Source organism: Spongiibacter sp. C9W (genome assembly GCF_057370015.1).
The window spans coordinates 716,211-740,404 of record NZ_CM170672.1; the positions used below are offsets into that span (position 1 = coordinate 716,211).

The following is a 24,194-nucleotide window of genomic DNA, read 5'->3' on the forward strand; positions in this document are numbered from 1 at the left end:
CGAGCGGAGTTTTCCCTCGGGTTCGGAGAGTAATTATGAATGCAGGCATCGACCTGGCCCAGCACACGCCAATGATGCAGCAATACCTGAAAATTAAGGCGCAACATCCGCAGGAATTACTATTTTACCGGATGGGCGACTTTTATGAGCTCTTTTTCGATGACGCAAAACGCGCTTCCGACTTGCTGGATATCACCCTCACCGCCCGCGGAAAATCCGGCGGAAACCCAATTCCCATGTGCGGCGTTCCCTATCACGCCGCGGAAGGCTACCTCGCTCGCCTGGTAAAATATGGCGTTTCCGTCGCAATTTGCGAGCAAGTCGGTGACCCCGCCACCAGCAAAGGCCCGGTGGAAAGAAAGGTCGCGCGCATTGTCACCCCCGGAACACTGAGCGATGAGGCGCTGCTCGATGAACGCCGCGACAATTTACTTGTCGCCTGTTGCCGACAAGAAAATACCTTCGGGCTAGCCGTTCTCGATATGAGCAGCGGCCGCTTCAGCGTATCAGAGTTAACAAATGAGCCAGCCTTGCTAAGCGAGTTGCAACGGCTGCGCCCAGCCGAACTACTAATACCCGAAGATTTTGGCGGCGAGTGGTTGCCAGATTTACCCGGTAGGCGTGCCCTTCCACCTTGGGACTTCGATAGCGAAAGTGCGCTGCGACTGTTGTGTAGCCACTTCCAGGTTCAAGACCTCGCCGGCTTCGGCTGTGACAACCTGCCCGTCGCGATAGCAGCTGCCGGCTGCTTATTGCAATACGTGAAAGATACACAGCGCTGCGAATTACCCCACATTCGACGACTCCAGCACGATGCATGCGAGCGGGCTGTCGCCATGGATGCAGCCACCCGCCGCAACCTCGAGCTTGATACAAATCTCGGCGGCGGTACCGACAACACCCTCGCCTCCGTGATTGATCGCTGCCAGACAGCGATGGGCAGCCGGCTTCTCAAACGCTGGCTTCATCGCCCGCTGCGCGACCGAGCAGTATTAGAGGCCAGGCGAAACAGTATCGCAGCGCTGATTCAGGATTATCACTTTGAATCCATTCGCGAACAGCTAAAAGCCATTGGCGACCTGGAAAGAATTTTGGCGCGTGTTGCGCTGCGTTCGGCCCGCCCCCGGGATCTTTCTCGCCTGCAGAGCTCCCTTGCCATTTTGCCGCCCCTGCAGCAACTTTTAGCGGTAATTCCCACGGAACATATTCGTGGGATCGCGACAGATATCAGTACCTTCCCAACACTCGCCGAGCTGCTACAAACCGCCATTATCGACAATCCGTCTATGGTCATTCGGGACGGCGGCGTCATTGCACCGGGCTATGATGCCGAGCTGGATGAACTACGAAGCCTGAGCAGTGATGCTGGCGAATTTTTGGTGGCAATGGAACAGCGCGAAAAAGAGCGGACCGGACTCAGCAGCTTAAAGGTCGGCTATAACCGTGTGCACGGCTATTACATAGAAATCAGCCGTACACAGGCGGAAAATGCACCAACAGAATATATTCGTCGGCAAACCTTAAAAAATGCCGAGCGCTTTATCACGCCGGAACTCAAAGAGTTCGAGGACCGCGCACTCAGCAGCAAAAGCCGCGCACTCGCACGAGAAAAAGCGCTCTACGAAGCATTACTGGATCGTTTGAATGAGCATCTAGGTGCCCTACAGCTCTCGGCACACGCACTGTGCGAATTAGATGTGTTAAGCAACCTCGCAGAACGCGCCGTACAACTGGACTTCTGTGAACCGGAGTTTACCGACAATGGTTGCATCGATATCGAACAGGGGCGTCACCCCGTGGTCGAGAGCGTTCTAGACGAACCCTTCATCGCCAACGACCTCAACCTGGATCGCCGTCGCAGAACCCTCATCATTACCGGCCCGAATATGGGCGGTAAATCGACCTATATGCGCCAGACCGCGCTGATTGTTCTGCTGGCCCATATCGGCAGCTTTGTTCCGGCGAAACGCGCCAAGCTAAGCGTCGTTGATCAAATCTTCACCCGCATCGGCTCCTCTGACGACCTGGCTGGCGGTCGCTCGACCTTTATGGTGGAAATGACCGAGACGGCAAATATTCTCCACAACGCCACACAAAACAGCCTGGTGTTAATGGATGAAATTGGTCGCGGTACCAGTACCTTTGACGGCCTCTCGCTCGCCTGGGCCAGCGCTATTGAACTCGCGGACAAGGTCAAGGCCTTTACCCTGTTTGCCACCCACTACTTTGAATTAACGGTACTGCCCGAAACTTACCCCTGCGCGGCCAATGTCCACCTAGGTGTGCGGGAATTCAAAGACCATGTCGTCTTCTTGCACCGACTTGAAGAGGGGCCAGCTAATCGCAGTTATGGCCTACAAGTGGCAAAACTTGCCGGAATGCCCGAAAAAGTCATCTCGGCCGCTCGCAGTAAACTCAATGAGCTGGAACAACAGGCAATTGCTCCGGTGATAAAAACCAGTGGCCCGCAAGCGGATTTGTTTGCCAGCCCCACCCTCTCAGCGGTCGACGAGGCACTGGCGGACATCGACCCCGATGCGCTAACTCCCCGCCAAGCGCTGGAAGCCCTCTATCACCTCAAAGAATTGGGTGATAAGTGATCAATATCGGCTCATCAGTAAAACAAATTATGTACACCTAAATTATTGTTAAGGCTGACGCTGTACCGATATTTTTTCCTGGTGTTACAATGCGCGCTTGCCGATTCACAGTCAGAGAGTAAGGGGCTGACCAAAATGACTTTTGTTGTAGGTGAAAATTGCATCAAGTGTAAGCACACAGACTGTGTGGAAGTATGTCCTGTTGACTGTTTTTACGAAGGCCCGAACTTTCTGGTTATTCACCCAGATGAGTGCATCGATTGCGCACTGTGTGAGCCCGAGTGCCCGGTAGAAGCCATTTTCTCGGAAGATGAACTCCCAGATGATCAACAAGTATTCCTCGAGCTGAATGCCGAGCTCGCAGAGGTTTGGCCGAATATCACAGAAATGAAAGATGCTCCGGCCGACGCAGAAGAATGGGCAGGAAAGCCTGACAAACTCCAGTACTTAGAGAGATAATCACTCTTTGCCTGCTGCGAAAAAGCCCGCTCAATGCGGGTTTTTTTATGCCTGACTCCCGCCCATATTCCGCCCCCTCGCCAACGATAAGGGAACAAAGTCGCTGAATTTGCGTCACAGCTACACCATGTCACGACATGGCCAATGCAAAAGAGCTAGCGACAGAAAGACCCATCGTCAGCGTTTGCACAGCGAGGCGCAAGGAACATCGACGCCCGAAACCTAACAACTATGGAGCGTATTCATATGAAGAAATTCACGTCATTCTTTGATCATGTTTTTCTCGGACGAGGCATCTTAATGGTTGCGATAACACTCGGTGGCACAGCTGCTTTAACTGCGTGCGACCGCAACGAGGGCCCTGTTGAAGAAGCGGCTGAAAGCGTTGATGAAAGCTTTGAAAGCGCCAGAGATTCCTATCAAGAGGGCGTGGAAGAAGTTAAAGACGAATACGACGATCACACCACTGAATAAGCCCCTCGCCGGAGAAAGGTCAGCCCTGCTGACCTTTCATATCTTGCCTTTTAGCTTTTGACAGCGCCCCTACACTCTCGCTTTAATTAGCGTTTTCACGCCAACCGAATAGGACTCCCTTGGACGCTGCCAGCATCAACACCCTTTTTCTGATCGGCGCCAGCCTCGTCGCAGCCAGCATCCTCGTTAGCTCCGTGTCCTCACGGCTGGGCATTCCTATTCTTCTCATCTTTTTAGGTGTCGGCATGCTCGCGGGCGAAGAAGGCCCGGGAGGTATTCGCTTCGACAACTTTTCAACCGCCTACCTCATTAGCAATCTTGCCCTGGCGGTTATCCTCCTTGATGGCGGCATGCGCACGCGAATAAGCAGTTTTAGGGTTGCACTGTGGCCCGCCCTGTCACTCGCCACCTTTGGTGTTGTGATTACCGCAGCGCTCACCGGCTGGATCGCCACGCTGCTATTCCCTCTCACCTGGATGGAGGGCCTGCTAATAGGTGCCATCGTCGGCTCCACCGATGCTGCAGCCGTTTTCTCGCTATTAGGTGGTAAGGGCCTCAATGAGCGGGTTGGCGCCACCCTGGAAATAGAGTCGGGCAGCAACGACCCGATGGCGATGTTCCTGACGATCAGTCTTATTGAATTACTGCGCAGCGCCCAACCACTCTCATTTTCACTGGCGGTGGATTTGCTGTGGCAGTTTGGCTTAGGAATCGGCCTGGGTGTCGGCGGCGGCTACCTGCTGTGGCGCTTAATCAATAAAATGGAGCTCGCCAGTGGCCTCTATCCCCTGCTGGCTGTTAGCGGCGGCCTGGTTATCTATGCCCTTACCACCGCAGCTGGCGGTAGCGGTATTCTCGCTATTTACCTGTGTGGTTTGGTGCTAGGGAATCGTCCGGTGCGCAACCGCCACGGTATTTTGCATATGTTTGACGGCTTGGCCTGGCTCAGCCAAATCGCAATGTTCTTGGTGCTGGGACTATTAATTACCCCTAGCGAGTTATTTGCAGTGACCCTGCCTGCCCTCGCACTGGCATTGTGGATGATCCTCTTTGCACGGCCGCTCGCCGTATTCACCAGCCTATTGCCCTTCAGGAGCTTTGCCCTGCGTGAACGAGCCTTTATAGCCTGGGTTGGACTACGCGGCGCAGTACCCATTATCCTGGCGATATTCCCGATGATGGCAGGCTTGGAAGACGCTCAACTCTACTTCAATGTCGCCTTTTTTATTGTTTTAGTATCGCTGTTATTCCAGGGAAGCAGCCTGAGCTGGGCGGCGCGACGCGCCGATGTCGTCGTGCCCGCGACGCCGGCCCCGGTTTCGCGCGTTGGCCTTGAGGTACATATCGCCAGTCAATGGGAGCTCTTCGTCTACACCCTCGCTGCGGACAAGTGGTATATCGGTCGGCCATTAAAGCAGCTGCACATGCCCGAGAATACGCGGATCGCGGCATTATTCCGCGACCGACAGCTCCTCCACCCAAGTGGCAGTACACTGCTCCTAAGCGGAGATATTCTATGTGTCATCGCACACGATGCAGATCTGCCTGCCCTTGGAAAGCTGTTTAGCGAGGCACCAACGCAAGGCTTGGATATGCGCTTCTTCGGCGACTTTATTCTTCAAGCAGATGCGCGCTTAGCCGATATTGCCCAGCTCTATAACTTGAAGGTCAGCGAGAAGAATGCCGGCCTCACCCTCGCGCAATTTTTATCTCGGCGATTGTCCAGCAAACCGGTGTTGGGCGACCACATTCGATGGCAGAATATGATCTGGACGGTCGCCGAGATGAAAGGCAAACGCATCAGCAAAATAGGCTTGCGCAGCGACTCAACTGAGGGCTTGCCTTAGGGCCCGTTTACGCTAGTTACGTTACGCCCGTTGCGGCTAAAAATTGCCACCCCAGCAAGTGCAATTCAATGAATGTGAGCAGGCCCTAGAATAGGGATTTCATCGTTCCGCCATCTACCACCAACGATGAGCCAGTGATGTAACTGGCCGCATCCGACAGCAGAAATGCACCGGCGCGACCGAACTCCTCCGGCTCACCGTAACGCCCGAGCGGAATCAACGCCTCATTGGCGGCCCGTTGCTGCTCCACCGCCACTTCTCTCATCTGCGCCTGATTGGCATCCAGCGACTTTATACGGTCTGTATAGATTATCCCTGGAATCAAATTGTTAACGCGGATTTGGTCAGCAGCCAGGGAACGACTCAGACTCTTTGCCAAACTACTGACGCCCGAACGCATCACATTAGACAACAAGAGAAAATCGATCGGCTCTTTTACCGATGACGACGTCAGCATCAAAATTGCTCCCCCGCCCGCACTGCGCAGGTGAGGAAGGGTTTCCCTCACTAGGCGCACCGCGCTCATCAGGGTTAAGTTGAATGCACTTTGCCAGTCATCATCGGTAAACGCGTCAAAGCCCCCGGGAGGTGGTCCACCAGCATTGACCAAGACCCCATTCACCTCACCAAACTCCTCCACGCCTCGAGCCACCCAAGCGCGAATGCTCTCTGCATCAGCCATATCCAGGGCCGCGCCCACAACGCGGGTGCCGTAACGTTCCGCTAACTGGGCTGCCGATGCCTGCGTTCGCTGTACATCGCGGCTACCCAATAGCAGCGTTGCTCCGGCTTGGGCCAGGTTCTCAGCGATGGCATAGCCCAACCCTTTACTGGCACCCGCCAACAAAAAGACCTTCCCGTTCACACCTAAGTCCATTTCCTCTCTCCTGAAACATGACCCCGCGACAGCGCCCACCCACGCCATAGTGGCCTGAATTACACCTGAGCACCGACAATACCGGCCGTTAAATTATCGAAGTCGGCCACGAAAACCGCCGAATTTCGGGCTTTGTCACGGTTTTGGGGCAAAAATCGCATTTTCGTGAAAAAAAGATGACAAGCCCACTCCCAGCTGTCAACATTGCTGTCGCATCAGCATAGAAGTGACCTTATGGCCAGCAATACATCCTCCAGTTATCACCACGGCAATCTCCGTCAAGAGCTGATGGAGCTTGCAGAAAAACACTTGGTCGAGGGCGGCGTCCGCGACCTGAGCTTGCGTGCCCTCGCCCGCGAAATCGGCGTATCGCAAACCGCTCCCTATCGCCACTTCCGCGACAAGAATGCGCTACTCGCGGCTCTGGCAACAGAGGGCTTTAAACGCTTTTTTGAAATGGGGCGCCCCAGTGAAGAAGAGCCCCGGGCGGACAAAAGCTTACTCTATTTTGGCTTGGCCTATGTAAAGTTTGCCCGAGAGCACACTGAACTATTTCATCTGATGTTCGGCCCGGCCCTGCAGCCTCGGAACCAATACCCCGAATTGTTTGCGGCCGGCCGCGAGGCGATCTATAAAGTGCGCGCGGGCGTGGAGCGTGGTCTCGCCAACGGCGAACTTCGCCCCTTAGACAACGTTGCATCTATCGCCCACACGGTTTGGGCAGCCGTGCACGGCGTGACCACACTGATGCTGGACCACGCGGACACCTATGGCTACCACCGCGACTTGCACCTTCAAGCTGAAAAATCTATGCGCATGATGATCGCAGGCCTCTGCACGGACCCGAGCTACATCTCGACACTGCCTGACGAGTCGACGCACTACCCTCCAGAGTCGGCGCAGAAGGCTTCGGCATAGCTTTCCATCACGCTCCGCGCAGTAACACTGTCGCGGAGCTGCGCAACATTTTTCGGCTACTCGTCAACACCAGCAGTGCTAATATGCCAGCCCCTGCCACACTCGCCAGCGGTATTGCCGCCCAATACAGAAGTACTTCTGACTGCATGACCCAGCGCTGAATAAAAAACAAACAAAAATTGGCACCCAGCCCAGCTACCGCCCCGGCCAGTGCGCCCAGCAACACAAATTCACCGATGACTACCGCGAATAAAAAACGGTTTCTGGCGCCCAAGGTTCGCAACAGCGCGTTTTCCTGTTTGCGGGTTTGGAAACTCAGCATCACATTTGCAGCGCTAATCAGTAAGGCGCTCACCAGCACCAGTAATAGCACCACAGCCAGTGCACGAGATAGCTGCGCAACCACGCCTTGAACCTGTTTAAGTACTGCGCCAATTTCAATCAGACTGACCGTCGGGTAGCGGCCGAGCAAATCGACCAATAGCGGGCGCTGCGAGTCGTCGAGGTAAAAACTGGTAATGTAGCTACCGGCGTAACTGCGCAACGCGTCCTCTGGAAACAGGAAGTAAAAGTTCGGACGCATACTTGCCCAGTCGAGCTGCCGTAAACTCGCAACCGTCGCGGTTAAATCTCTGCCGCCAACGTTAAAACGTAACGCCGTGCCCACAGTAATATTCAGGCGTTGAGCCAATTCTTGCTCCACTGACACAGGGTTTGTCTGCAACGGCTCAGCAGCCTGGCTCCACCACTGACCGGCGATCAGTTGATTGTCCTCTGGCAGCGCCTCTGACCAACTGAGATTCAACTCTCGGTCCACACCCGTATTGCGGGTTTCCAGACCCTCAATGTCCTGCAATGGCATGTTGTCGATTTCTACGAGGCGACCACGAACCATTGGATACAAGCCTGCGTGGTGAATACGGCGGTCAGCGAGGAAGGCCTCCAGCGGCTCGACATCACGACCGGCAATATTGATCAAAAAGTAGTTGGGCGTGTCCTCAGCTACCTGTTGCTGCCAGTCCTTAAGGAGTAATTCCCGTAACAGCAGTAAACTCACCAGCACCATCAAGGCAAGGGCGATGCTGGCAGTTTGAAAGGCGTTGGCGTAGCGCCGCCGATAAATGCTCGACACAGCCAGGCGTTGAGCACTGCCCGGCAGTCGACCGCTGAGGCGACGAATACCTGTCAGCGCCATAAGCACGACGCCAGCCGCCGCCACAAGTAACACTGAACAACCCAGCATCAGCGCAATGACCAGTGAGAGATCTCCGCTATACCAGTACATCAGCAACCCTAAGCCCGCAGCCCCGGCAGCAGTCGCAAGGCGAACCCCACCCGCGAGCGATTCATCGCGGCGCAACACGTGAACGGGCGATACGCGGCTCAAACGCACTATCGGTGGCATGGCAAAGCACAACAGGCACAACGCTGCACTGACAATTGCCATCCAAAGCGGCCGCAAACTTCCGGCCGGCGGGGTTGCAGACACCAGGTCACTGAGGCTGGCAAACAACAAATATTGCACGGCAACGCCAACCAAGCCTCCCAGCACCGAGGCAAGTAGCAATACCAGCAGTAACTGCCGAAGGTAGTGCAGTAAGATATATCGCCGACTCGCGCCCAGGGTTTTCATTAAGGCCACCGCGTCAATATTGCGCTGGCCATAGCGCTGGGCAGCCAGCGCAATGGCCGCCCCCGCCAGTGCCAAGGTAAGGCTAGCAGCCAAAAGAAGGTACTCTTCTGCGCGCGCCAAAGCGCCGGCCAGCGCTGGCTGGTTGTCTTCGATATTCAGCCACTTTTGCCCCGGCAACAAACTGGCGCTGAGAGTTTGCCGATATGCCGCGAATGCCGCGTCATCGCCAGCGAAAAGATAGCGGTAGTCCACAACGCTCCCGGGCTGTACCACCTCGGTGGCACCCAGGTCTTCCAAATTCATAAGCCCGCGAGGACTGTATATATTCAACGCAGAACTGCGGTCGGGCTCATCAACCAATACCCGCGTTGCCACTAGCGCTTTTTCCCCTACCTCAACGGTCTGACCAAGGGTAATACCGAGCGTCGCCATCGCCCGTGAATCCAGCCAAACTTCCCCTGCCAATGGCCCGTGCTCAACCCCCTCCCCATCGGCAAACATCTGCTTGGCTGCGCGAAGCTCGCCTCTCAATGGGTAGGATGCGGAGGCGGCACGCATAGACACCAGCAACATCTCTTCACTGGCATAGACCATTGTGCGAAACGCCACAAGCTGCGCTGTGCGCAGGCCCTCAGAGCGCGCGTTATCCAGCCATTGCGGCTCAATCGGTCGTGGGCTGGTCAGCACATGATCTGCAGCCAAAAAGGTGCGACTTTGCGTCGCCATCGTCGCTTGTAAACGTTCTGAGAAACCGGCAATACCACTAACGCTGGCGACCGCTAGGCTAAGGGCGATACACAATAGGCCCAGCTCGCCACCGCGCCAGGCGCGCAGCCATTGCTTGAGCATCAACATGGGCATTGCCGCGGTAATTCTGACAACTCACCATCGTACATTTCAAATACTCGCTGGCAGTGGTCTGCCAAGCCCTGCTCATGGGTCACCAGTACCAATGTAGTGCCTTTGTCTCGGTTCAAGCTGAACAGCAGCTCGGTGATATGGGCGCCGGTTTTCGCATCGAGATTGCCGGTAGGTTCATCGGCAAACAGGATCGCGGGCTCACTGGCAAAAGCGCGCGCTATCGCTACCCGTTGCTGTTCACCACCGGAGAGCAGCCGCGGATAGTGGTGCTGCCGATGTCCTAACTCCAGCTCCTCAAGCAGCGTTGACGCGCGCTGACGCGGCGCCTCCATACCCGCCAACTCTAGCGGCAGCATCACATTCTCCAGTGCCGTTAGTGAGGGCAGCAGCTGGAAGGACTGAAACACAAACCCCACCGAGCGTGCCCGCAGCGCCGCCCGTTGATCCTCACTCATGGACGCCAAAGACTGGCCTTGAAGCAGAACATCACCTTCGCTCGGCGAGTCCAGGCCTGCCAACAAACCGAGCAACGTAGACTTCCCCGACCCAGACGGCCCAACAATTGCCGCGCTCTGCCCCGCCTTGATTTCGAGATCGATCCCTTTCAGTATTCGTAGCTCGCCATCACCACTGGGGACTGTCTTGCTGAGCTTTTCAACTTTTATCATTCGCCTTCCTGTACTGCATTTGCTGGTCTTCGCCTGCGGCTTTGCGTTTAGTGTATCGCTCCATGCTCAGGACCGCAGTAGCCCGCGACTACTTATTCTTGGTGATAGCCTCAGCGCCGCCTATGGCATGGCACCTGAAAAGGGTTGGGTCGCCCTACTGGCCCGCGACTTAGCCGACAGTGCAACCATTATTAATGCCAGTGTTAGCGGCGAAACGACCGAAGGAGGCCTGCAGCGCTTGCCGGGTTTACTGCAAGAGCATGCCCCGGACGTCGTGGTGCTCGAGTTGGGTGGCAACGATGGTTTGCGGGGCTACCCACTAACACTTGTACGCAACACGCTGAGCGAAATGATCACCCTGAGCAGAGAAAGCGGCGCAAAAATACTCCTTGTGGGAATGCGCATTCCGCCCAACTACGGGCGGCGCTACAGCCTCGGGTTTGAGAACATCTATCCGGCATTGGCCGAGGAGCACACGCTGCCGCTTGTGCCCTTTTTACTCGAAGGCATCGCCGGGAACGCCACACTAATGCAGAATGACGGCATCCACCCCAACGCCCAGGCACAACCTGCGATGGCGGCTACGGTGGGCGATGCACTTCGTCCAATATTGATGGCGCTGGAGGAAAAAAACTAGGCGTGTAAGCCTCCTCGAGTAAGCCGCTCCGGGTCGAGATAGCCTAATAATTCCTCGCGGGAATATGTCGTCATCTCTTCGGCAACATCGAGGATATCGCGCTGTTCGCTGTATGCTCGCTTTGCAATCTCAGCCGCCCTCAAATAGCCAATTAGCGGGTTTAACGCCGTTACCAACACCGGGTTTTTAGCCAGAGCAGCCTGTAAATTGTTGTGATTTACCTGGAAATCAACAATGCATTGATCGGCCAGAGCAGTGCATGACGACGCCATCACATCGATACTCTGCAGCAGGTTATAGGCAATCACCGGCAACATAACATTCAACTGAAAATTCCCCGACTGCCCTGCCATGGCAATGCAGGCATCATTGCCGACCACCTGCGCACAAGCCATCGCTACCGCTTCGGGAATTACCGGATTAACCTTACCGGGCATAATACTGCTACCCGGTTGCAGCGCCCGCAGCTGAATTTCGCCCAGTCCTGAGAGCGGCCCGCTGTTCATCCAGCGCAAGTCATTACTGATTTTCGTCAGAGCCACCGCCAGCGTTTTCAATTGCGACGATGCCGACACCGCCGTGTCCTGGCAGGAGATACCCTCAAAAAAATTATTGTTCGGCCGGAAATCGGTATGGGTGTTGCGAGAAATCACCTCGCAAAATGCCGCCGAAAAGCCCTGCGGCGCATTCACACCGGTACCGACCGCCGTGCCGCCCTGGCTTAACAGCCGCAATTCCGACAGGACATGCTGCAGACGCACCTGAGCTTTCTCAAGCTGACAAGACCACGCCGACATCTCTTGGGCAAGTGTCATCGGCATGGCATCCATTAAATGTGTTCTGCCCGTTTTGACTACGCCTGTCATATCGCCAGCGCGTTCATCAATCGTCGCCTGTAAACGCTTCACTGCTGGGATCAATATTTCCTGCAGCTTAATGGCGGCGCTGCAGTGTATCGCTGTCGGCACCACATCATTGCTGCTCTGGCTCATATTCACGTGGTCGTTGGCACTGATGGATAGGCCAGACATCTCACTCGCGAGGGTCGCCACCACCTCATTCACGTTCATATTTGTACTGGTACCCGAGCCAGTCTGAAACACATCAACGGGAAATTGGTCGCGAAATTCGCCCGCCAATACGCGGTCCACTGCTTGAATAATGGCCTCACTAATCTCGGCGTCCAGCACACCCAGTTCGGCATTGACCTCAGCGGCCGCGCGCTTGATATGCAATACCGCGTCAATAAAGCTGCCGGGAAGTGTCAGCGAACTGATCTGAAAGTTGTCCAATGCCCGCTGGGTTTGGGCGGAAAACTTGGCATCCGCCGGCACTCTGACGTCGCCCATGCTGTCGGTTACCACACGAAATTGGCTCATCTGTTGCCTCCAATCGAGTTATCGCAATGGCCTCCAGTATCCCTACCGCGCTCGGCAGATGCAAAACGCGGCGTCAGCTTCTAGAATAGCTGGCCAGCAACGGAGACCGCTATGCACGATTACAGCAATATCGACACAAGCACTTGGCTCGCTTGGGATCGCGATCATATCTGGCACCCCTATGCGTCTGCGCTATCCGCGCCAGAGATGTTCCCGGTTAAATCTGCCAGTGGTGTTGAAATTGTATTGGCGGACGACAGGCGCTTAATCGATGGCATGTCGTCTTGGTGGTCGGCGATTCACGGCTACAATCATCCCGTGTTAAACGACGCCGCACAGCGTCAGCTGGCAGACATGTCCCACGTTATGTTCGGCGGCCTGACCCACGCCCCCGCGGCAACACTCGGCAAGCGGCTGGTCGACCTGACGCCGCCACCCCTGCAGCGAGTATTTATTTCTGACTCGGGGTCAGTCGCGGTTGAAGTCGCGATTAAAATGGCGCTGCAATACTGGATCGCCAAGGGGCAGTCAGCAAAACATCGACTTATCGCGCTTCGCAATGGTTATCATGGCGACACCTTTGCCACGATGGCAGTGTGTGATCCCGTCAATGGTATGCACCATTTATTCAGCTCGGTGTTGAGTCAGCAACTGTTTGCAGAGGCGCCACAAACACCATTTGGGCAGGCAGCCAGTGATGGCGATATGGCCTCGGTGGAAGCGCTGCTTCGCGAGCACCACGGCGACGTTGCGGCCGTTATTGTCGAACCCATCGTGCAAGGGGCTGGCGGCATGCGATTTTATTCTGCCGACTATTTACGCCGCCTGCGCGCGCTATGCGACCGCTATGATGTATTGCTGATTCACGACGAAATTGCCACCGGTTTCGGCCGTACAGGTAAACTTTTCGCCTGTGAGCACGCCGACATCAGCCCCGACATTATGTGCGTTGGCAAGGGGCTGACCGGCGGTTATCTAAGCCTTGCTGCTACCCTGTGCACTGAAGACATTGCCCAAGGTATTTGCCAGGGTGAGGCCGGCGTATTTATGCACGGCCCGACTTTTATGGGCAACCCTCTGGCTTGCGCCATCGCCAATGCCAGCATCGACCTGCTGCTTGCCAATGACTGGCAGGGCAATATCCAGCGTATCGAGCAGGGATTAAAACAAGGCTTATCACCGGCCAGCGAGATCCCTGGCGTTGCGGATGTGCGCTGCCTCGGCGGCATCGGCGTGATTGAAATGGCCGAACCAGTGACGATGGCCTCTATTCAGCGCCGCTTCGTCGACCACGGTATTTGGATTCGGCCCTTTGGAAAACTCATCTATACCATGCCGCCCTACATCATTGACGACGAGCAACTGGCATTCCTTTGCCGGGAGATTATTGCGGTTATTCGTGAGGAACAGGCACAATGACAGGCGATACCTTCAAGGAGCGCCTTCGCGAGATTATCTTCGGTACTGAGCCAGGTCTGGGCAGGAACTTCGACATCGCGCTTATCATCGTCATCATCGCGAGCGTTTTAGCCCTATTTTTGGACTCCGTGGAGCCCCTGCATGCCGCCTATGGCGAGCTTTTTTACACTGCAGAAATCGCCTTTACCGTGCTGTTTAGTATCGAGTACCTAGCGCGAATATACTGCTCTGTAGACCGAAAACGCTACATCACCAGCTTCTACGGCATCGTCGATCTGCTAGCGACACTGCCCACCTACCTGGCGTTAATTTTACCCGGCGCCCAGCATTTGCTGGTGATTCGCATCTTTCGCGTACTGCGTATTTTCCGCGTGTTTAAGCTTTTCAAGTACATGTCTGAGGCGAATATTCTGGTGCGCTCGATCAAATCGTCGCGCCACAAAATTACCGTGTTCTTCATCACCGTCGTCACACTGGTCATCGTCTTTGGTTCTTTGATGTATTTGGTCGAAGGGCCTGAAAATGGCTTCACGAGTCTGCCGCAAAGCATCTACTGGGCCATCGTCACCGTCACGACAGTCGGCTACGGGGATATTGTTCCCCATTCGCCCCTGGGGCGCGCCATCGCAGCGATGGCAATGGTTACCAGCTACGCCATCATTGCCATCCCAACCGGGATACTCAGCGCGGAGCTCGTGCAAGAAAACCAACGTCAGGCAGGCTTAAAGCGCTGTACGTCTTGCCAACAGGGCAACCACGAACGCGACGCCATTCACTGCAAATACTGCGGTGAATTGCTGCCTGAGCAATGAATTGACACGACGGATTCATGCGAAATGTGGATACAACGAACGATTACTCTGCGCGCGAAGGCGCGTGGCTTCCACCTCATCGACAATGAGATCATCGCGCAACTGCCGGAAATCTCACAATTATCTGTCGGTTTATGTCAGCTGTTTATTCAACACACTTCGGCATCATTAACGCTTAACGAGAATGCCGACCCCACAGTTCGTAGCGACTTTGAGTATTTTTTCTCACGCTGCGTTCCCGAAGGCGATATCCACTACCAGCATACCGATGAGGGCTGCGACGATCTTCCCGCTCATATTAAAGCCAGTCTATTGGGCAGTGACGTGACAATACCCGTAAGCGAGGGACGGCTTGCCTTGGGTACTTGGCAGGGTGTGTACCTTGGAGAGCACCGCAACAGAGGCGGCCAACGCCGCATTGTTGCGACACTTTTTGGCGAATAATGGGTCTCAGTGGAGGTCTCAGCCAATTCAGCCTCGGTTCAGATACGAGGCCGATAATGTGAACTAAGCGTCATCATTGCAACGCGGCGGCTATGCTATTCTGCCGCGCATTGCTTTAACTACTATTATAAGGATCGATTCATGTTGCGTTTATGGAAATCTGTAGCCGTCTCACTGGCTCTGCTTGGCAGCAGCTTGGGTATGGCACTGGAAGTGGGCGGCAATTTACCTACACTGGACGTGCCAAGCCGAGGGGAGCTGGTTATGTCGGGCGACAAGGTGAGCTTCAGCCCTTGGTCTAGCACCAGTATCAGCACGGGCAGCCCAGCACTTATTTTTCACATGCCTGCGCGCATGTCATCAGATGCCGCGATTGCCCCCCTTCGCGCACGGCTGGAAGCCGGTGAGTATCCCACTGAGAGTTTCCAATCAATTTCCGTGGTCAACCTTGATGACGCACTGTGGGGAACCTCGGGCTTGGTCGCTGGTGAGCTCGCCAAGAATAAGCGCGCTCACCCCCAAGCTGTGCTTGTTGCCGACGATGCTGGACGCGGGCTAAAGGCCTGGCAATTAAAGTCTCGAACCATTGCGGTTATTTTGCTCAATACCGAGGGTGAAATTACTTACCTGAAGGAAGGCGAACTGTCGCAGGATGATATTGATACCATTATCGCAAAGCTGGACGCCGAAATTGCCAGTGCGGAGCGTGTTGCGAACAATTGAGTTAGGTCGTAAAAAAGCGCGCCATGTATCAATTGGCGCGCTTCTCCAATAAGCGTTTCAAGTTCTTGAGCATCATTTTCACACCAAAACGCATCACAGGGCTGAATACGGGTAGGAATACCTTACTAAAGCCCTTTGGCTTCATCGCCATTGTCCACCGCACGCGACAGCGGTTATCCGCCAATTCGTCCACTTCGTAGCGCTCGGCAAAGGACTCTATATTGTCCCGGGTAGCGTGTGTGAAACAGAATGCCATTTCCCTGCCCCGCTCCCAGGCAATAAACTCTTCGAAACCCGTAAGCCCGCCCATCATATATACTGTACGAGTCGTCCCGATCCCGAAAGGCCTCGGCGAGGTCCACTCCACGCGCTGGATCGGCATTGCCCAACGGGGCCAGTCATCGGCATTTTCAAAAGATGCAAAGACATCTGCCGCGCTGACACCGAACTCTACCTCGGCAACGTACTTAAACGGTGCTGATTCAAAGAAGGTCATATCCACGGCTTGACACAAAAATTTTTCTGCCACTTATTATCTCCGCTGATTTTTCTGGCATACGTAGTAGTAGATCGGGGAATCTACCCCGCCCAGCCACTAGCGACAAGAAAACCTAGGGAAAATGACAAACTCTTCATCAAACTCGCAAGATAAGGGACCAAAAAGTGCAGAAAACGCCGTTGAGCAACTGCCGCTGCTCTATCGCGACGACGATATTGTTGTGGTCGACAAGCCCAGCGGCCTGCTCGTTCACCGCAGCCCAATAGACCGGCGAGAAACGCGCTTTGCCTTGCAGATACTCCGCGACCAGCTAGGGCAATACATTTACCCCGTTCATCGCCTGGATAAACCCACCTCAGGGGTGATGGTTTTTGGCCTGCACAGCGAGAGTGCCTCGGTGTTAGCCAAACAGTTTGCCCAGCACCAGATCCGCAAGGCCTACCTAGCGACAGTTCGGGGTTACGCCCCAGACAGTGGCTGCATCGATCACCCATTGCGGGCAGACCCCGATCGCTATGCGGGAAGAACGGAGTTCGGGGACGCCAAGCCGGCCATTACCCACTATCAGCGCCTGGCTCAGTACGAACTTGATGCCTGTATCGAAAAATACCCTCAATCGCGCTACTCATTGGTGCTCGCCCAGCCGCTGACCGGGCGGCCCCACCAGATTCGCCGACACTTGAAGCATATCGCCCACCCCATTATTGGTGACGCCAAGCATGGCCGCGGTAGGCATAACCGTTATTTTGCTGAGCATTTTGCCTGCCCTCGCCTGTTACTGCACGCCATGGCCCTGGAGTTCAGCCATCCCGCCAGTGGCCAACGGCAGCGCTTTGTATCGCCGTTAACGGGTGCCTATGCGGCATTAGTGAAGGCGTTTAACTGGCAGACAGCGGTGAACACCGCCGAGCATAGACTTGGCTGGCCGAAGGTTACATAATTATAACTTAACCTTATCGCCCATTCCCTCTACGCTAGTGGGAATAACTTGACCGGCCCCAGCGCCCGAACACCAGTAAAACAATAACGCGAGGCAAACTCACTGTGACTAAGCTCTATGACTACATTATTGTCGGCGCCGGCTCCGCTGGCTGCGCCCTGGCCAATCGCCTCAGTGAGGACGGCCAACGCAATGTCCTGCTCCTAGAGGCAGGTGGGAAAGACAGCAATCCTGTTATTCATATGCCACTGGGTTTTGCCTTCACTATGAAAAACCCCAAATTCAGCTGGTGCTATGCCAGTGAGCCTGAGCCTCATATGAATGATCGCCGCATTGACCAGCCCCGTGGCAAGGTGCTCGGCGGTTCCAGCTCAATTAACGGCATGGTCTATATCCGCGGTCAGAAAGAAGATTACGACCATTGGGCGGCCCTGGGTAACACCGAGTGGAGCTATGACAAACTGCTGCCTATCTTTAAGCGCAACGAGGCCTATGTGGGCCAATGCAGTGACGAATACCACGGGCGCGACGGCCAACTCCACGTCGATGACGTGCAAGACCACTACGAAATGGCGGATCTCTACGTGAAAGCCGCGCAGGAAGTGGGCATCCCCTACAACCCTGATTTCAACGGCGAAACTCAGGAAGGCGCAGGGTTTTATCAAGTGAATATTCGCCGCGGCCGCCGTCAGAGCACCGCACGCACCTATCTGCGCAATGCCGCGAAGCGCAGCAATTTGACGATTGAAACCAACGCCCTGGCCAGCCAGATTATTTTCGAAGGTCATCGCACAACCGGTCTTCGCTATTTGAAAAATGGTAAGGATGTCACCGCTCGCTGCCGGGGAGAAATCATTTTATGCGGTGGCACAATGAACTCACCGCAGCTGTTAGAACTTAGCGGTATCGGCGATGCCGAGCTGCTGCGCCAGAAAGGCATTAAGTCCGTGCACAATTTGCCCGGTGTCGGTGAAAATATGCAGGACCACCTAACCGTGAACACCCAGCGCTCCTTCGAGGGGCTGCGAACGTTCTATGAGGACTCACGCCCGCTGCCAATGATCGGCAACTTATTCAAGTTCTGGTTTAAGGGCAAAGGCATGCTGGCGCATCCGGCCTCGCAGGTTGGTGTTTTCTTCCGCACCTCGGACGACGTCGATCGCCCCGACGCGCAGATTCACTTCACCCCCGCCGCCGGTGATCAGGACGAAAACGGCCGCATGCTTACCGTGCCAGGCACCACGGCGACGGTATGCTATCTGCGACCAAAGAGCCGCGGCTGGGTGCACATTCGCAGCACAGATCCAACCGAGCCACCGGCATTTATTCACAACTACTTAGCGGAAGAGGAAGATCGTCAAAAGATGATCGCAGCGATTCGCAAAACGCGTGAAATTTTTGAGGCTCCCGTCTTCGACTCCTGGCGCCGTGAAGAGCTTGTGCCCGGCCCTGAAGTACAAAGTGACGAAGAGATTCTTGAGTTTGTGCGCAACACCGGCGAGTCTGTATACCACCCTGTTGGCACCTGTAAAATGGGTAACGACGACATGGCCGTGGTCGACCAACACCTCAAAGTACATGGCGTTGAAGGCCTTCGCGTTGCCGATGCATCCGTGATGCCAACAATTATTTCCGGAAACACCAACGCAACTTCAGTGCTGATCGGCGAGCGCTGCGCCGACTTCATCCTCTCCGGCCAGTAGGCCTAGCGCTGGCGGTAGGGTATCTGGCAATAGTCGATACTCCGCTGGCTGAATACCGTGCTTCAGCAGGCACATTTTCAGCGAGTTCATCGACAAACTAATATTGGGTGTGGGACCCAAGTAAACATGATCGAGAGCCATTGCTTCACCCTCTGATGAGGCCAGTGCAAACTTCATATACGGCACCAGCATGCTCCGGCCTTCTCGAAAGAAAACCTCTGCATTGGGGTAGTTGGAAATTACTGGCGAAACCAAACGCCACTCCTGCTCTTCCTCAAACGAGGGGTGCTTCAAAATGGCGGCGATACGCAGCAAGTCGGTTTCCAGGTGAGCAAATAAGCTCGGGAAATCCTTCTGCTCCCCTTCTCCGGCCAACAGCTCAACACCATCGATAATTTCTGCGATCAAACTATGCTGCGCGCTCGGCGCATAGACACAGCGCCCCAGGTTAAAGCTCTGGCTGCTCGCACAGCGGCGAATAAAGGCAGCATTGAAGCCGAGACTTGCGCCTTTACCTACAGAGCTATACCCACGCCATTGGCTCAGTAAATTGCCATTGGAGCGAAACGAAGCACCAAATAAAATATGGCCATTGGTAATACGGTGCTGCACCCAATCGATAAAGGCATTTAGCAGCGCTGGCTGATCATGCCCTTGGCGAATTCGCAGCTCCACCTCGCGCTTCACCAAATCGGCGGTATGCCTGAGCTCCGCAGAATCATTCATGTAGCGTATGTCGCTGGCCCACAGTACACCGCTGCCCAGAATGCCCAAAACGCCGCTCAACGACGTGTAATGGTAAAGCGTGTCCTGGGGTTGCTCTGCGTATAGCTGCGCACTAATGGCATCAATCATGTTAGCACTCAGCCAAAAAGCCAGACACCAGCGCGTTAAATTCACGCGGCTTTTCGGCGTGCAGCCAATGCCCCGTTCCCGCTATGGTTTCGATGCGACTGTCGGGAAACTGCTTCATAATTCCCACCCGGTTCTCATCAATAATGTAGCGAGAGTTCTCTCCGCGGATAAATAGTGTCGGCCCCTCATAGGGCTCTGCAGCGGGCGCATCACGCAGTAAATCGTAGCAGTCTGCAATTACCGAAAGGTTCATGCGCCAGGCCCAACCCTCGCCGTCGCGCACTAGGTTTTTCAGTAAGAACTGTCGTATGGGCAGCTCGGGCACGGCTGCTTGAAGCTGCTCGTCGGCATGCTCTCGGTTACGCAGCGCGCGCAAGTCCATGGCCAATAAACCTTCAATAATGGCATCGTGGCCGCGCCCGTAGCGAACCGGTGCAATATCGGCGACCACAAGTTTCTCTACCAGGTTGGGCTGAGAAGCCGCCAATTGCATCGCCACCTTACCACCGAGGGAGTGGCCTAGAAACGTCGCACTTTGCACCGCCAGCTCGCCGAGGGTTTTGGCCACATCCTCAGCCATACTGGGAATATCCATATAGTCTCGGTGAGGAGACTTACCGTGGTTGCGCAGATCCATGCGTACGACACGATAGTTGGGCTCCAAGTGGCGTGACAGGGTCAATAAATTGCTGGCCGAGCCAAATAGCCCGTGCAATAGCACGACGGTAGGCCCCTCACCCCGCGACTCGCTGTGCAGCACCGCCGCTGCATTTTTTACTTCACTTCTCATGCTCTGATCCGGTTGCTAGAATGCCTGCGCATTCAAATAAATAGGTGTTACTGTGAGAATTTTGCTTCCGATAGTTGCTGCAGCAGGACTGTTGCTCGGTGCCTGCAGCTCCGTGAGCTACAACCCCACTGTGTTCGATTTCTTTATCGCAAAAGACGCTATGTCTGCGAAACCAGTGAAAAAAGTGATTGTTGCCAGTGTCAATGTCACCGGTGAACCCACCCGCTCCATGTTACGGGACAGCGTAACGAAAATCGATTCGATGGTGGTGGACTACCTGCAAGAAAATGGCTTCGAGATCGCACCTCAACATTTATTCAACAATGCCTGGCAGCAAGCCCTGCTAAACTTCGGTGAATTCTACGACCCAACAACGGGCAAAGTCGACCAACAGGGCTGGCAGCAGGTAATGGCCAGCACCTTTCAGAGCCTGCAGGCACATAAAGATATCGATGCGATCGTCTTTACTGATCTAATCGCTCACGACGTGCAGCACAGCACGGGCATGAAACACTATGCCCGCTGGTATGGCGTTACCCGCGAACCTGCCACAGAGGGCGCAAGCGCCAGTGTTCCGGTTGATTTCAATTGGACTCAAGTGATCAAGGGCGCGAGCTTAGTGATTACTCTCTACAGCACCGAAGGGCAGCCGCTGTTCGCCAGCCGCGGTGGTTTGGATACGCTGCATGCGATCGACTCTCGCAAGAGCCAGAAAGGCTTCGTGCGCCGTAAAAAAATCCTTGGGAACAGCAGCCGTATCCAAGAGGGTATTGAGCTCGCCTTTCACCCATTAATTGTTATGGATCGCTATCCGGCGCCGCCCAAAAAGCAGCCTTGAATAAGGCACTCCACTTAGCTGCCAGAGGGAGCTTGCTGCGTGGTCACCCACACAGGCGAGCTCCATGCTCTTTCTTGTATTTGACGTCGGTGATCATCACGGCAGCAGCTTTCATAGCCGGGTGAAATGGTGTCCGGCTGGCTGCAGTCTACTGCGGCCGCCACGCACAGCTGCTGACTCCACCGGCAACGGGGCACTTCGACGGCGCGAGCGTAGTAGTAATGGCGCGCCTCTGGGTCGAAATCCGGATCCTGCCATACCGAGCAAAGCTGTGCGGCGCCACTACCCTGCGTTTGGCAGCTGTTTATGTCTACGGTCGCCGGTTTTCCCGAGCTGGCAATATCAATCACTGTTTCTGAGCGCTGCCCTTCGCTATCAACACTGCCTTTTACAATCTGTAGAGTTTGCAGCGGTAAGCCAGGCCACTTCGCTGTGCCGGGGTCCATTGCAGCCATCACCGCAATACGGGGGGCCGATGATGAATTAAGCTGGAGCTCCCCTCCCATGGGTACGCCGTTCTCATAACCCACTTTGGCAAAATCCGTGCGCTCACATAAATCGCTGGGGAGCTCCTCGCCCGCAAAAACTCTCAGGGCGATACGCGGCCCACTGGTCGCATAGACCTCGCGCCTTAGCAAGGCATCGAAAATGGCGTCGCGACTATTCTCTTCTGCCCATACCGCCGCAAGACCACCCGGATTAAACTCGATATCATCGGGCAATCCCGGCGGCACACTTTCACCCGCCGGCATACCTGCCCCACCATGCCCTAGGAATTCTTCCTCGCTCACCGCTCCAGGCGCAGAAATGTGGGTGTCGCTGCTGGCGATAAAGCCAAAAGCCAGTGGATTGAGCCCCGAGTCGCTGGAGTTGGCGTACGCCAGGCCATCGCGCAATACCTCGCGCAAAAAACCGGATTTTGGCCCTGCCGGTTCACTCAACGAAGGGGAAAGCTTGCCGAGAAACTTACTGCGAAAGCTGCCGTAAGGTAATTGTTCGAAGCCGCACAGCTCATCCTCAGATTGCAGCGGATCGTAGTAGCACTCGGAACTGCCCTTGTGCTGCATAATTTCTACAACGCGCTCTAAACGCGCTCTCTGCGCCTCTCTACTTGGGTCGTTATTTCCCTCTTCGTTCAAGGCGAACATATAGCCATCACTCAAATTACTATTGTGGGGGATCACCAAAACTTCACAGTCTTTGAGAGCGCCCGCTTTTCCACATTGGGCGTCTAACCCATCCCACAGTTGTGGAGCGCTGGGGGCATCGATAAAGGAAACCGGCAACGCTGGCACACTGGCGTTGCGAAAAATAATATTGCGATGGAGGTTGGCGAGATTCTCGGCCGCCCCCGTCCATTCATAGGCCACGAAAGAGGTAAATTCACAGTCATCACTGCGGTCGTAAGCCACTTCAGCTGAGGTTTGAATGTCCTGCCAGGGGCGCAAGGCCGCCTGTCGACAGTATTCGCCATCTTCACCACAAAAGCCTAAGCGACCGGCCATGGCCGCTTTGGTATTGAACAGAAAAAATGCCCCGCGAGGCCAACCGCGATACAAACGACATTGCCAACTGCCATAGCCGCGTTGTGATGGGTCCAAACAAATATCGCGCTCGCCAAATAACTCGGCGTGATCTGTCACCGCCGCGAAGTCCAGAGGTCTCTCTAGCTGCAACTCCCTCAACGCCTCGCCATCAGGGAGCCAGGGCTGAACGGGTAGACGGCCACCTTTTGCAAAACGGTAGGCATCGGCGGGAGAGGTTCGAGTACCTTGAGTACTTGCATCCAGGGAGTACTTGGTGTGTACGTGCAGATCACCAAAAAGTAACTGCCGTTCGGGCTGCCAGTTTTTGCAGCGGGGCTTTGTAACCTGATTCGTGGTGGAGGTGTCCAGGTTTGCAATCGGCTGGGTATAGCCCTGTTGACACAGCATGAGAGCACAAACACTCAAAGCGGCAACTATTATTCTTTTCATATTAGCCATTCCGGGTGGTAAATGACTATTTTGCGCCAACAGCCGATGGGCTACATCCTCCATCCGGCCTAGCCAACTGCCTTAAGTGCAGCGACGTGTGGACCGGCTGGAGGCCTTTGGGCCTAGATCAGCCGACTGATTGTTGTGCTAACTTACTCACCGAAGTGCTGCTTCATGGTATCGAACCACGCCCGCAGTACCGGACAATCTTCAGGAATATCGCGTTTTACCCAGTTGCAGAATCCGAGTACGGCATAGAGGTCGATATCCGCTTGGCTTAAGGACTCCCCCACCAAATACTGGCGATTCTGCAGTTCTTTTTCCATTGTTTGATAAAAAGCGGTAATTCTAAGGTTGCCCCTGTCTTCCAGTTCAGCGATCTGCGGCACGGCTACCGGCCCGGGCAACGCACGGTCTTTAAACGCGGGATTAGTGTTGCGCAGCACCTCTGCAACAGCCGCCAAGCCATCAACATAGAGACGCTGACACCAAGCGACTATTTTTGCACGCTCTAACGCATTCGCACCGAATACACTCTTTTCGGGAAACTGGTCGTCGATATAGAGCGAAATGGCAATGGCATCACACAGGGTATCGCCATTATCGAGTTGCAGAGCAGGCACCGTGCACAGCGGGTTAATTTTGCTGTATTCACCGCTCATCTGCTCGCCTTTCATCAGGTCGACCTGTTCAGAATCAATGTCGATGCCCTTATGTTTTAACATCAGGCTCACCCGCCTGGGGTTTGGCGCGGGATCAAAGGTATAAAGTTTCACACTATTCTCCTTATTGGTTGACGCTGAACAAAGCGGTTCAGCGAAAGTTAAGCCTAGTCCCCCCAA

22 protein-coding genes are annotated in these 24,194 nt (G+C 54.9%); 13 read left to right on the forward strand and 9 right to left on the reverse strand.

All coding sequences use genetic code 11. The features are described from left to right. Positions 1–35 precede the first annotated feature (35 nt). The 4 genes from mutS (at position 36) to AC2Q8J_RS03420 (ending at position 5,380) form a co-directional block, all read left to right on the forward strand. On the forward strand, positions 36–2,600 hold the full coding sequence (gene mutS / locus AC2Q8J_RS03405; protein WP_486452103.1) for a DNA mismatch repair protein MutS: 2,565 nt from the start codon (positions 36–38) through the stop codon (positions 2,598–2,600). A 135-nt stretch (positions 2,601–2,735) separates the two neighbouring features. Then, positions 2,736–3,059, forward strand: coding sequence for a ferredoxin FdxA (gene fdxA / locus AC2Q8J_RS03410; protein WP_027872654.1), 324 nt, complete (start codon positions 2,736–2,738; stop codon positions 3,057–3,059). A 246-nt stretch (positions 3,060–3,305) separates the two neighbouring features. Beyond that, positions 3,306–3,533 carry a hypothetical protein gene (locus tag AC2Q8J_RS03415; RefSeq protein ID WP_204995549.1) on the forward strand — a complete coding sequence of 76 codons (228 nt, stop codon included), beginning with the start codon at positions 3,306–3,308 and terminating at the stop codon, positions 3,531–3,533. A 119-nt stretch (positions 3,534–3,652) separates the two neighbouring features. After that, positions 3,653–5,380: a potassium/proton antiporter gene (locus AC2Q8J_RS03420; protein ID WP_486452104.1), complete on the forward strand. Its 1,728-nt coding sequence runs from the start codon at positions 3,653–3,655 to the stop codon at positions 5,378–5,380. Positions 5,381–5,465: 85 nt separating this feature from the next. Here AC2Q8J_RS03420 and AC2Q8J_RS03425 read toward each other — a convergent pair whose 3' ends face one another. Beyond that, on the reverse strand, positions 5,466–6,257 hold the full coding sequence (locus tag AC2Q8J_RS03425; RefSeq protein WP_286694107.1) for an SDR family oxidoreductase: 792 nt from the start codon (positions 6,255–6,257) through the stop codon (positions 5,466–5,468). 234 nt (positions 6,258–6,491) lie between these two features. On the opposite strand from AC2Q8J_RS03425, the gene AC2Q8J_RS03430 reads away from it, so the two are divergent. After that, positions 6,492–7,175: a TetR/AcrR family transcriptional regulator gene (locus AC2Q8J_RS03430; protein WP_051170802.1), complete on the forward strand. Its 684-nt coding sequence runs from the start codon at positions 6,492–6,494 to the stop codon at positions 7,173–7,175. 7 nt (positions 7,176–7,182) lie between these two features. On the opposite strand, the gene AC2Q8J_RS03435 is transcribed toward AC2Q8J_RS03430, so the two are convergent. Both AC2Q8J_RS03435 and AC2Q8J_RS03440 read right to left on the reverse strand, forming a co-directional pair. Continuing rightward, positions 7,183–9,663, reverse strand: a complete 2,481-nt coding sequence (locus AC2Q8J_RS03435; protein WP_486452105.1) for an ABC transporter permease — start codon at positions 9,661–9,663, stop codon at positions 7,183–7,185. After that, positions 9,657–10,337 carry an ABC transporter ATP-binding protein gene (locus AC2Q8J_RS03440; protein WP_486452106.1) on the reverse strand — a complete coding sequence of 227 codons (681 nt, stop codon included), beginning with the start codon at positions 10,335–10,337 and terminating at the stop codon, positions 9,657–9,659. The genes AC2Q8J_RS03435 and AC2Q8J_RS03440 overlap by 7 nt, the downstream gene beginning before the upstream one ends. Between AC2Q8J_RS03440 and AC2Q8J_RS03445 the strand changes: the two genes are divergently transcribed. Further along, positions 10,312–10,974: an arylesterase gene (locus AC2Q8J_RS03445; RefSeq protein ID WP_486452107.1), complete on the forward strand. Its 663-nt coding sequence runs from the start codon at positions 10,312–10,314 to the stop codon at positions 10,972–10,974. The genes AC2Q8J_RS03440 and AC2Q8J_RS03445 overlap by 26 nt on opposite strands. On the opposite strand, the gene AC2Q8J_RS03450 is transcribed toward AC2Q8J_RS03445, so the two are convergent. Next, on the reverse strand, positions 10,971–12,353 hold the full coding sequence (locus AC2Q8J_RS03450) for a class II fumarate hydratase (RefSeq protein WP_486452108.1): 1,383 nt from the start codon (positions 12,351–12,353) through the stop codon (positions 10,971–10,973). The genes AC2Q8J_RS03445 and AC2Q8J_RS03450 overlap by 4 nt on opposite strands. 111 nt (positions 12,354–12,464) lie before the next feature. Here AC2Q8J_RS03450 and bioA point away from each other — a divergent pair, with 111 nt between their 5' ends. The 4 genes from bioA to AC2Q8J_RS03470 all read left to right on the forward strand — a co-directional run bounded on the left by bioA (position 12,465) and on the right by AC2Q8J_RS03470 (position 15,751). Further along, on the forward strand, positions 12,465–13,772 hold the full coding sequence (bioA, locus tag AC2Q8J_RS03455) for an adenosylmethionine--8-amino-7-oxononanoate transaminase (RefSeq protein WP_486452109.1): 1,308 nt from the start codon (positions 12,465–12,467) through the stop codon (positions 13,770–13,772). Continuing rightward, the gene (locus tag AC2Q8J_RS03460) at positions 13,769–14,584 is read left to right on the forward strand and encodes an ion transporter (protein WP_204995556.1); all 816 of its coding nucleotides are present in this window, start codon (positions 13,769–13,771) and stop codon (positions 14,582–14,584) included. Before bioA ends, AC2Q8J_RS03460 begins: the two co-directional genes overlap by 4 nt. Positions 14,585–14,608: 24 nt before the next feature. Next, on the forward strand, positions 14,609–15,028 hold the full coding sequence (locus tag AC2Q8J_RS03465; RefSeq protein WP_286694101.1) for a secondary thiamine-phosphate synthase enzyme YjbQ: 420 nt from the start codon (positions 14,609–14,611) through the stop codon (positions 15,026–15,028). A gap of 141 nt (positions 15,029–15,169) precedes the next feature. Beyond that, positions 15,170–15,751, forward strand: a complete 582-nt coding sequence (locus AC2Q8J_RS03470) for a YtfJ family protein (RefSeq protein WP_486452110.1) — start codon at positions 15,170–15,172, stop codon at positions 15,749–15,751. A 28-nt stretch (positions 15,752–15,779) separates the two neighbouring features. Here AC2Q8J_RS03470 and AC2Q8J_RS03475 read toward each other — a convergent pair whose 3' ends face one another. Next, the gene (locus AC2Q8J_RS03475) at positions 15,780–16,280 is read right to left on the reverse strand and encodes an SRPBCC family protein (RefSeq protein WP_027872665.1); all 501 of its coding nucleotides are present in this window, start codon (positions 16,278–16,280) and stop codon (positions 15,780–15,782) included. A 91-nt stretch (positions 16,281–16,371) separates the two neighbouring features. On the opposite strand from AC2Q8J_RS03475, the gene AC2Q8J_RS03480 reads away from it, so the two are divergent. Then, positions 16,372–17,190: a pseudouridine synthase gene (locus tag AC2Q8J_RS03480; RefSeq protein ID WP_486452111.1), complete on the forward strand. Its 819-nt coding sequence runs from the start codon at positions 16,372–16,374 to the stop codon at positions 17,188–17,190. Positions 17,191–17,294: 104 nt separating this feature from the next. Beyond that, on the forward strand, positions 17,295–18,893 hold the full coding sequence (locus AC2Q8J_RS03485; RefSeq protein ID WP_338061813.1) for a GMC family oxidoreductase: 1,599 nt from the start codon (positions 17,295–17,297) through the stop codon (positions 18,891–18,893). On the opposite strand, the gene AC2Q8J_RS03490 is transcribed toward AC2Q8J_RS03485, so the two are convergent. Together AC2Q8J_RS03490 and AC2Q8J_RS03495 are read right to left on the reverse strand one after the other, a co-directional pair. Further along, complete coding sequence (locus tag AC2Q8J_RS03490) at positions 18,843–19,748, reverse strand: DUF2971 domain-containing protein (RefSeq protein WP_486452112.1); 906 nt, start codon at positions 19,746–19,748, stop codon at positions 18,843–18,845. The genes AC2Q8J_RS03485 and AC2Q8J_RS03490 overlap by 51 nt on opposite strands. A gap of 1 nt (position 19,749) precedes the next feature. Continuing rightward, a complete protein-coding gene (locus AC2Q8J_RS03495) occupies positions 19,750–20,538 on the reverse strand; it encodes an alpha/beta fold hydrolase (RefSeq protein WP_486452113.1) in 789 nt (262 codons plus the stop codon). Positions 20,539–20,698: 160 nt separating this feature from the next. Here AC2Q8J_RS03495 and AC2Q8J_RS03500 point away from each other — a divergent pair, with 160 nt between their 5' ends. After that, the gene (locus tag AC2Q8J_RS03500) at positions 20,699–21,376 is read left to right on the forward strand and encodes a hypothetical protein (protein WP_486452114.1); all 678 of its coding nucleotides are present in this window, start codon (positions 20,699–20,701) and stop codon (positions 21,374–21,376) included. A gap of 14 nt (positions 21,377–21,390) precedes the next feature. On the opposite strand, the gene AC2Q8J_RS03505 is transcribed toward AC2Q8J_RS03500, so the two are convergent. After that, the gene (locus AC2Q8J_RS03505; protein ID WP_486452115.1) at positions 21,391–23,352 is read right to left on the reverse strand and encodes a DUF3604 domain-containing protein; all 1,962 of its coding nucleotides are present in this window, start codon (positions 23,350–23,352) and stop codon (positions 21,391–21,393) included. A 152-nt stretch (positions 23,353–23,504) separates the two neighbouring features. After that, positions 23,505–24,128, reverse strand: coding sequence for a glutathione S-transferase family protein (locus AC2Q8J_RS03510; protein WP_486452116.1), 624 nt, complete (start codon positions 24,126–24,128; stop codon positions 23,505–23,507). Positions 24,129–24,194: the final 66 nt, after the last annotated feature.

Coding starts and splice junctions, on each gene's coding strand:
- mutS (WP_486452103.1), top strand. CDS start 36: ATGAATGCAGGCATCGACCTGGCCCAGCACACGCCAATGATGCAGCAA.
- fdxA (WP_027872654.1), top strand. CDS start 2,736: ATGACTTTTGTTGTAGGTGAAAATTGCATCAAGTGTAAGCACACAGAC.
- AC2Q8J_RS03415 (WP_204995549.1), top strand. CDS start 3,306: ATGAAGAAATTCACGTCATTCTTTGATCATGTTTTTCTCGGACGAGGC.
- AC2Q8J_RS03425 (WP_286694107.1), bottom strand. CDS start 6,257: ATGGACTTAGGTGTGAACGGGAAGGTCTTTTTGTTGGCGGGTGCCAGT.
- AC2Q8J_RS03430 (WP_051170802.1), top strand. CDS start 6,492: ATGGCCAGCAATACATCCTCCAGTTATCACCACGGCAATCTCCGTCAA.
- AC2Q8J_RS03435 (WP_486452105.1), bottom strand. CDS start 9,663: ATGTTGATGCTCAAGCAATGGCTGCGCGCCTGGCGCGGTGGCGAGCTG.
- AC2Q8J_RS03440 (WP_486452106.1), bottom strand. CDS start 10,337: ATGATAAAAGTTGAAAAGCTCAGCAAGACAGTCCCCAGTGGTGATGGC.
- AC2Q8J_RS03450 (WP_486452108.1), bottom strand. CDS start 12,353: ATGAGCCAATTTCGTGTGGTAACCGACAGCATGGGCGACGTCAGAGTG.
- bioA (WP_486452109.1), top strand. CDS start 12,465: ATGCACGATTACAGCAATATCGACACAAGCACTTGGCTCGCTTGGGAT.
- AC2Q8J_RS03460 (WP_204995556.1), top strand. CDS start 13,769: ATGACAGGCGATACCTTCAAGGAGCGCCTTCGCGAGATTATCTTCGGT.
- AC2Q8J_RS03465 (WP_286694101.1), top strand. CDS start 14,609: ATGTGGATACAACGAACGATTACTCTGCGCGCGAAGGCGCGTGGCTTC.
- AC2Q8J_RS03470 (WP_486452110.1), top strand. CDS start 15,170: ATGTTGCGTTTATGGAAATCTGTAGCCGTCTCACTGGCTCTGCTTGGC.
- AC2Q8J_RS03480 (WP_486452111.1), top strand. CDS start 16,372: ATGACAAACTCTTCATCAAACTCGCAAGATAAGGGACCAAAAAGTGCA.
- AC2Q8J_RS03490 (WP_486452112.1), bottom strand. CDS start 19,748: ATGATTGATGCCATTAGTGCGCAGCTATACGCAGAGCAACCCCAGGAC.
- AC2Q8J_RS03495 (WP_486452113.1), bottom strand. CDS start 20,538: ATGAGAAGTGAAGTAAAAAATGCAGCGGCGGTGCTGCACAGCGAGTCG.
- AC2Q8J_RS03500 (WP_486452114.1), top strand. CDS start 20,699: ATGTCTGCGAAACCAGTGAAAAAAGTGATTGTTGCCAGTGTCAATGTC.
- AC2Q8J_RS03505 (WP_486452115.1), bottom strand. CDS start 23,352: ATGAAAAGAATAATAGTTGCCGCTTTGAGTGTTTGTGCTCTCATGCTG.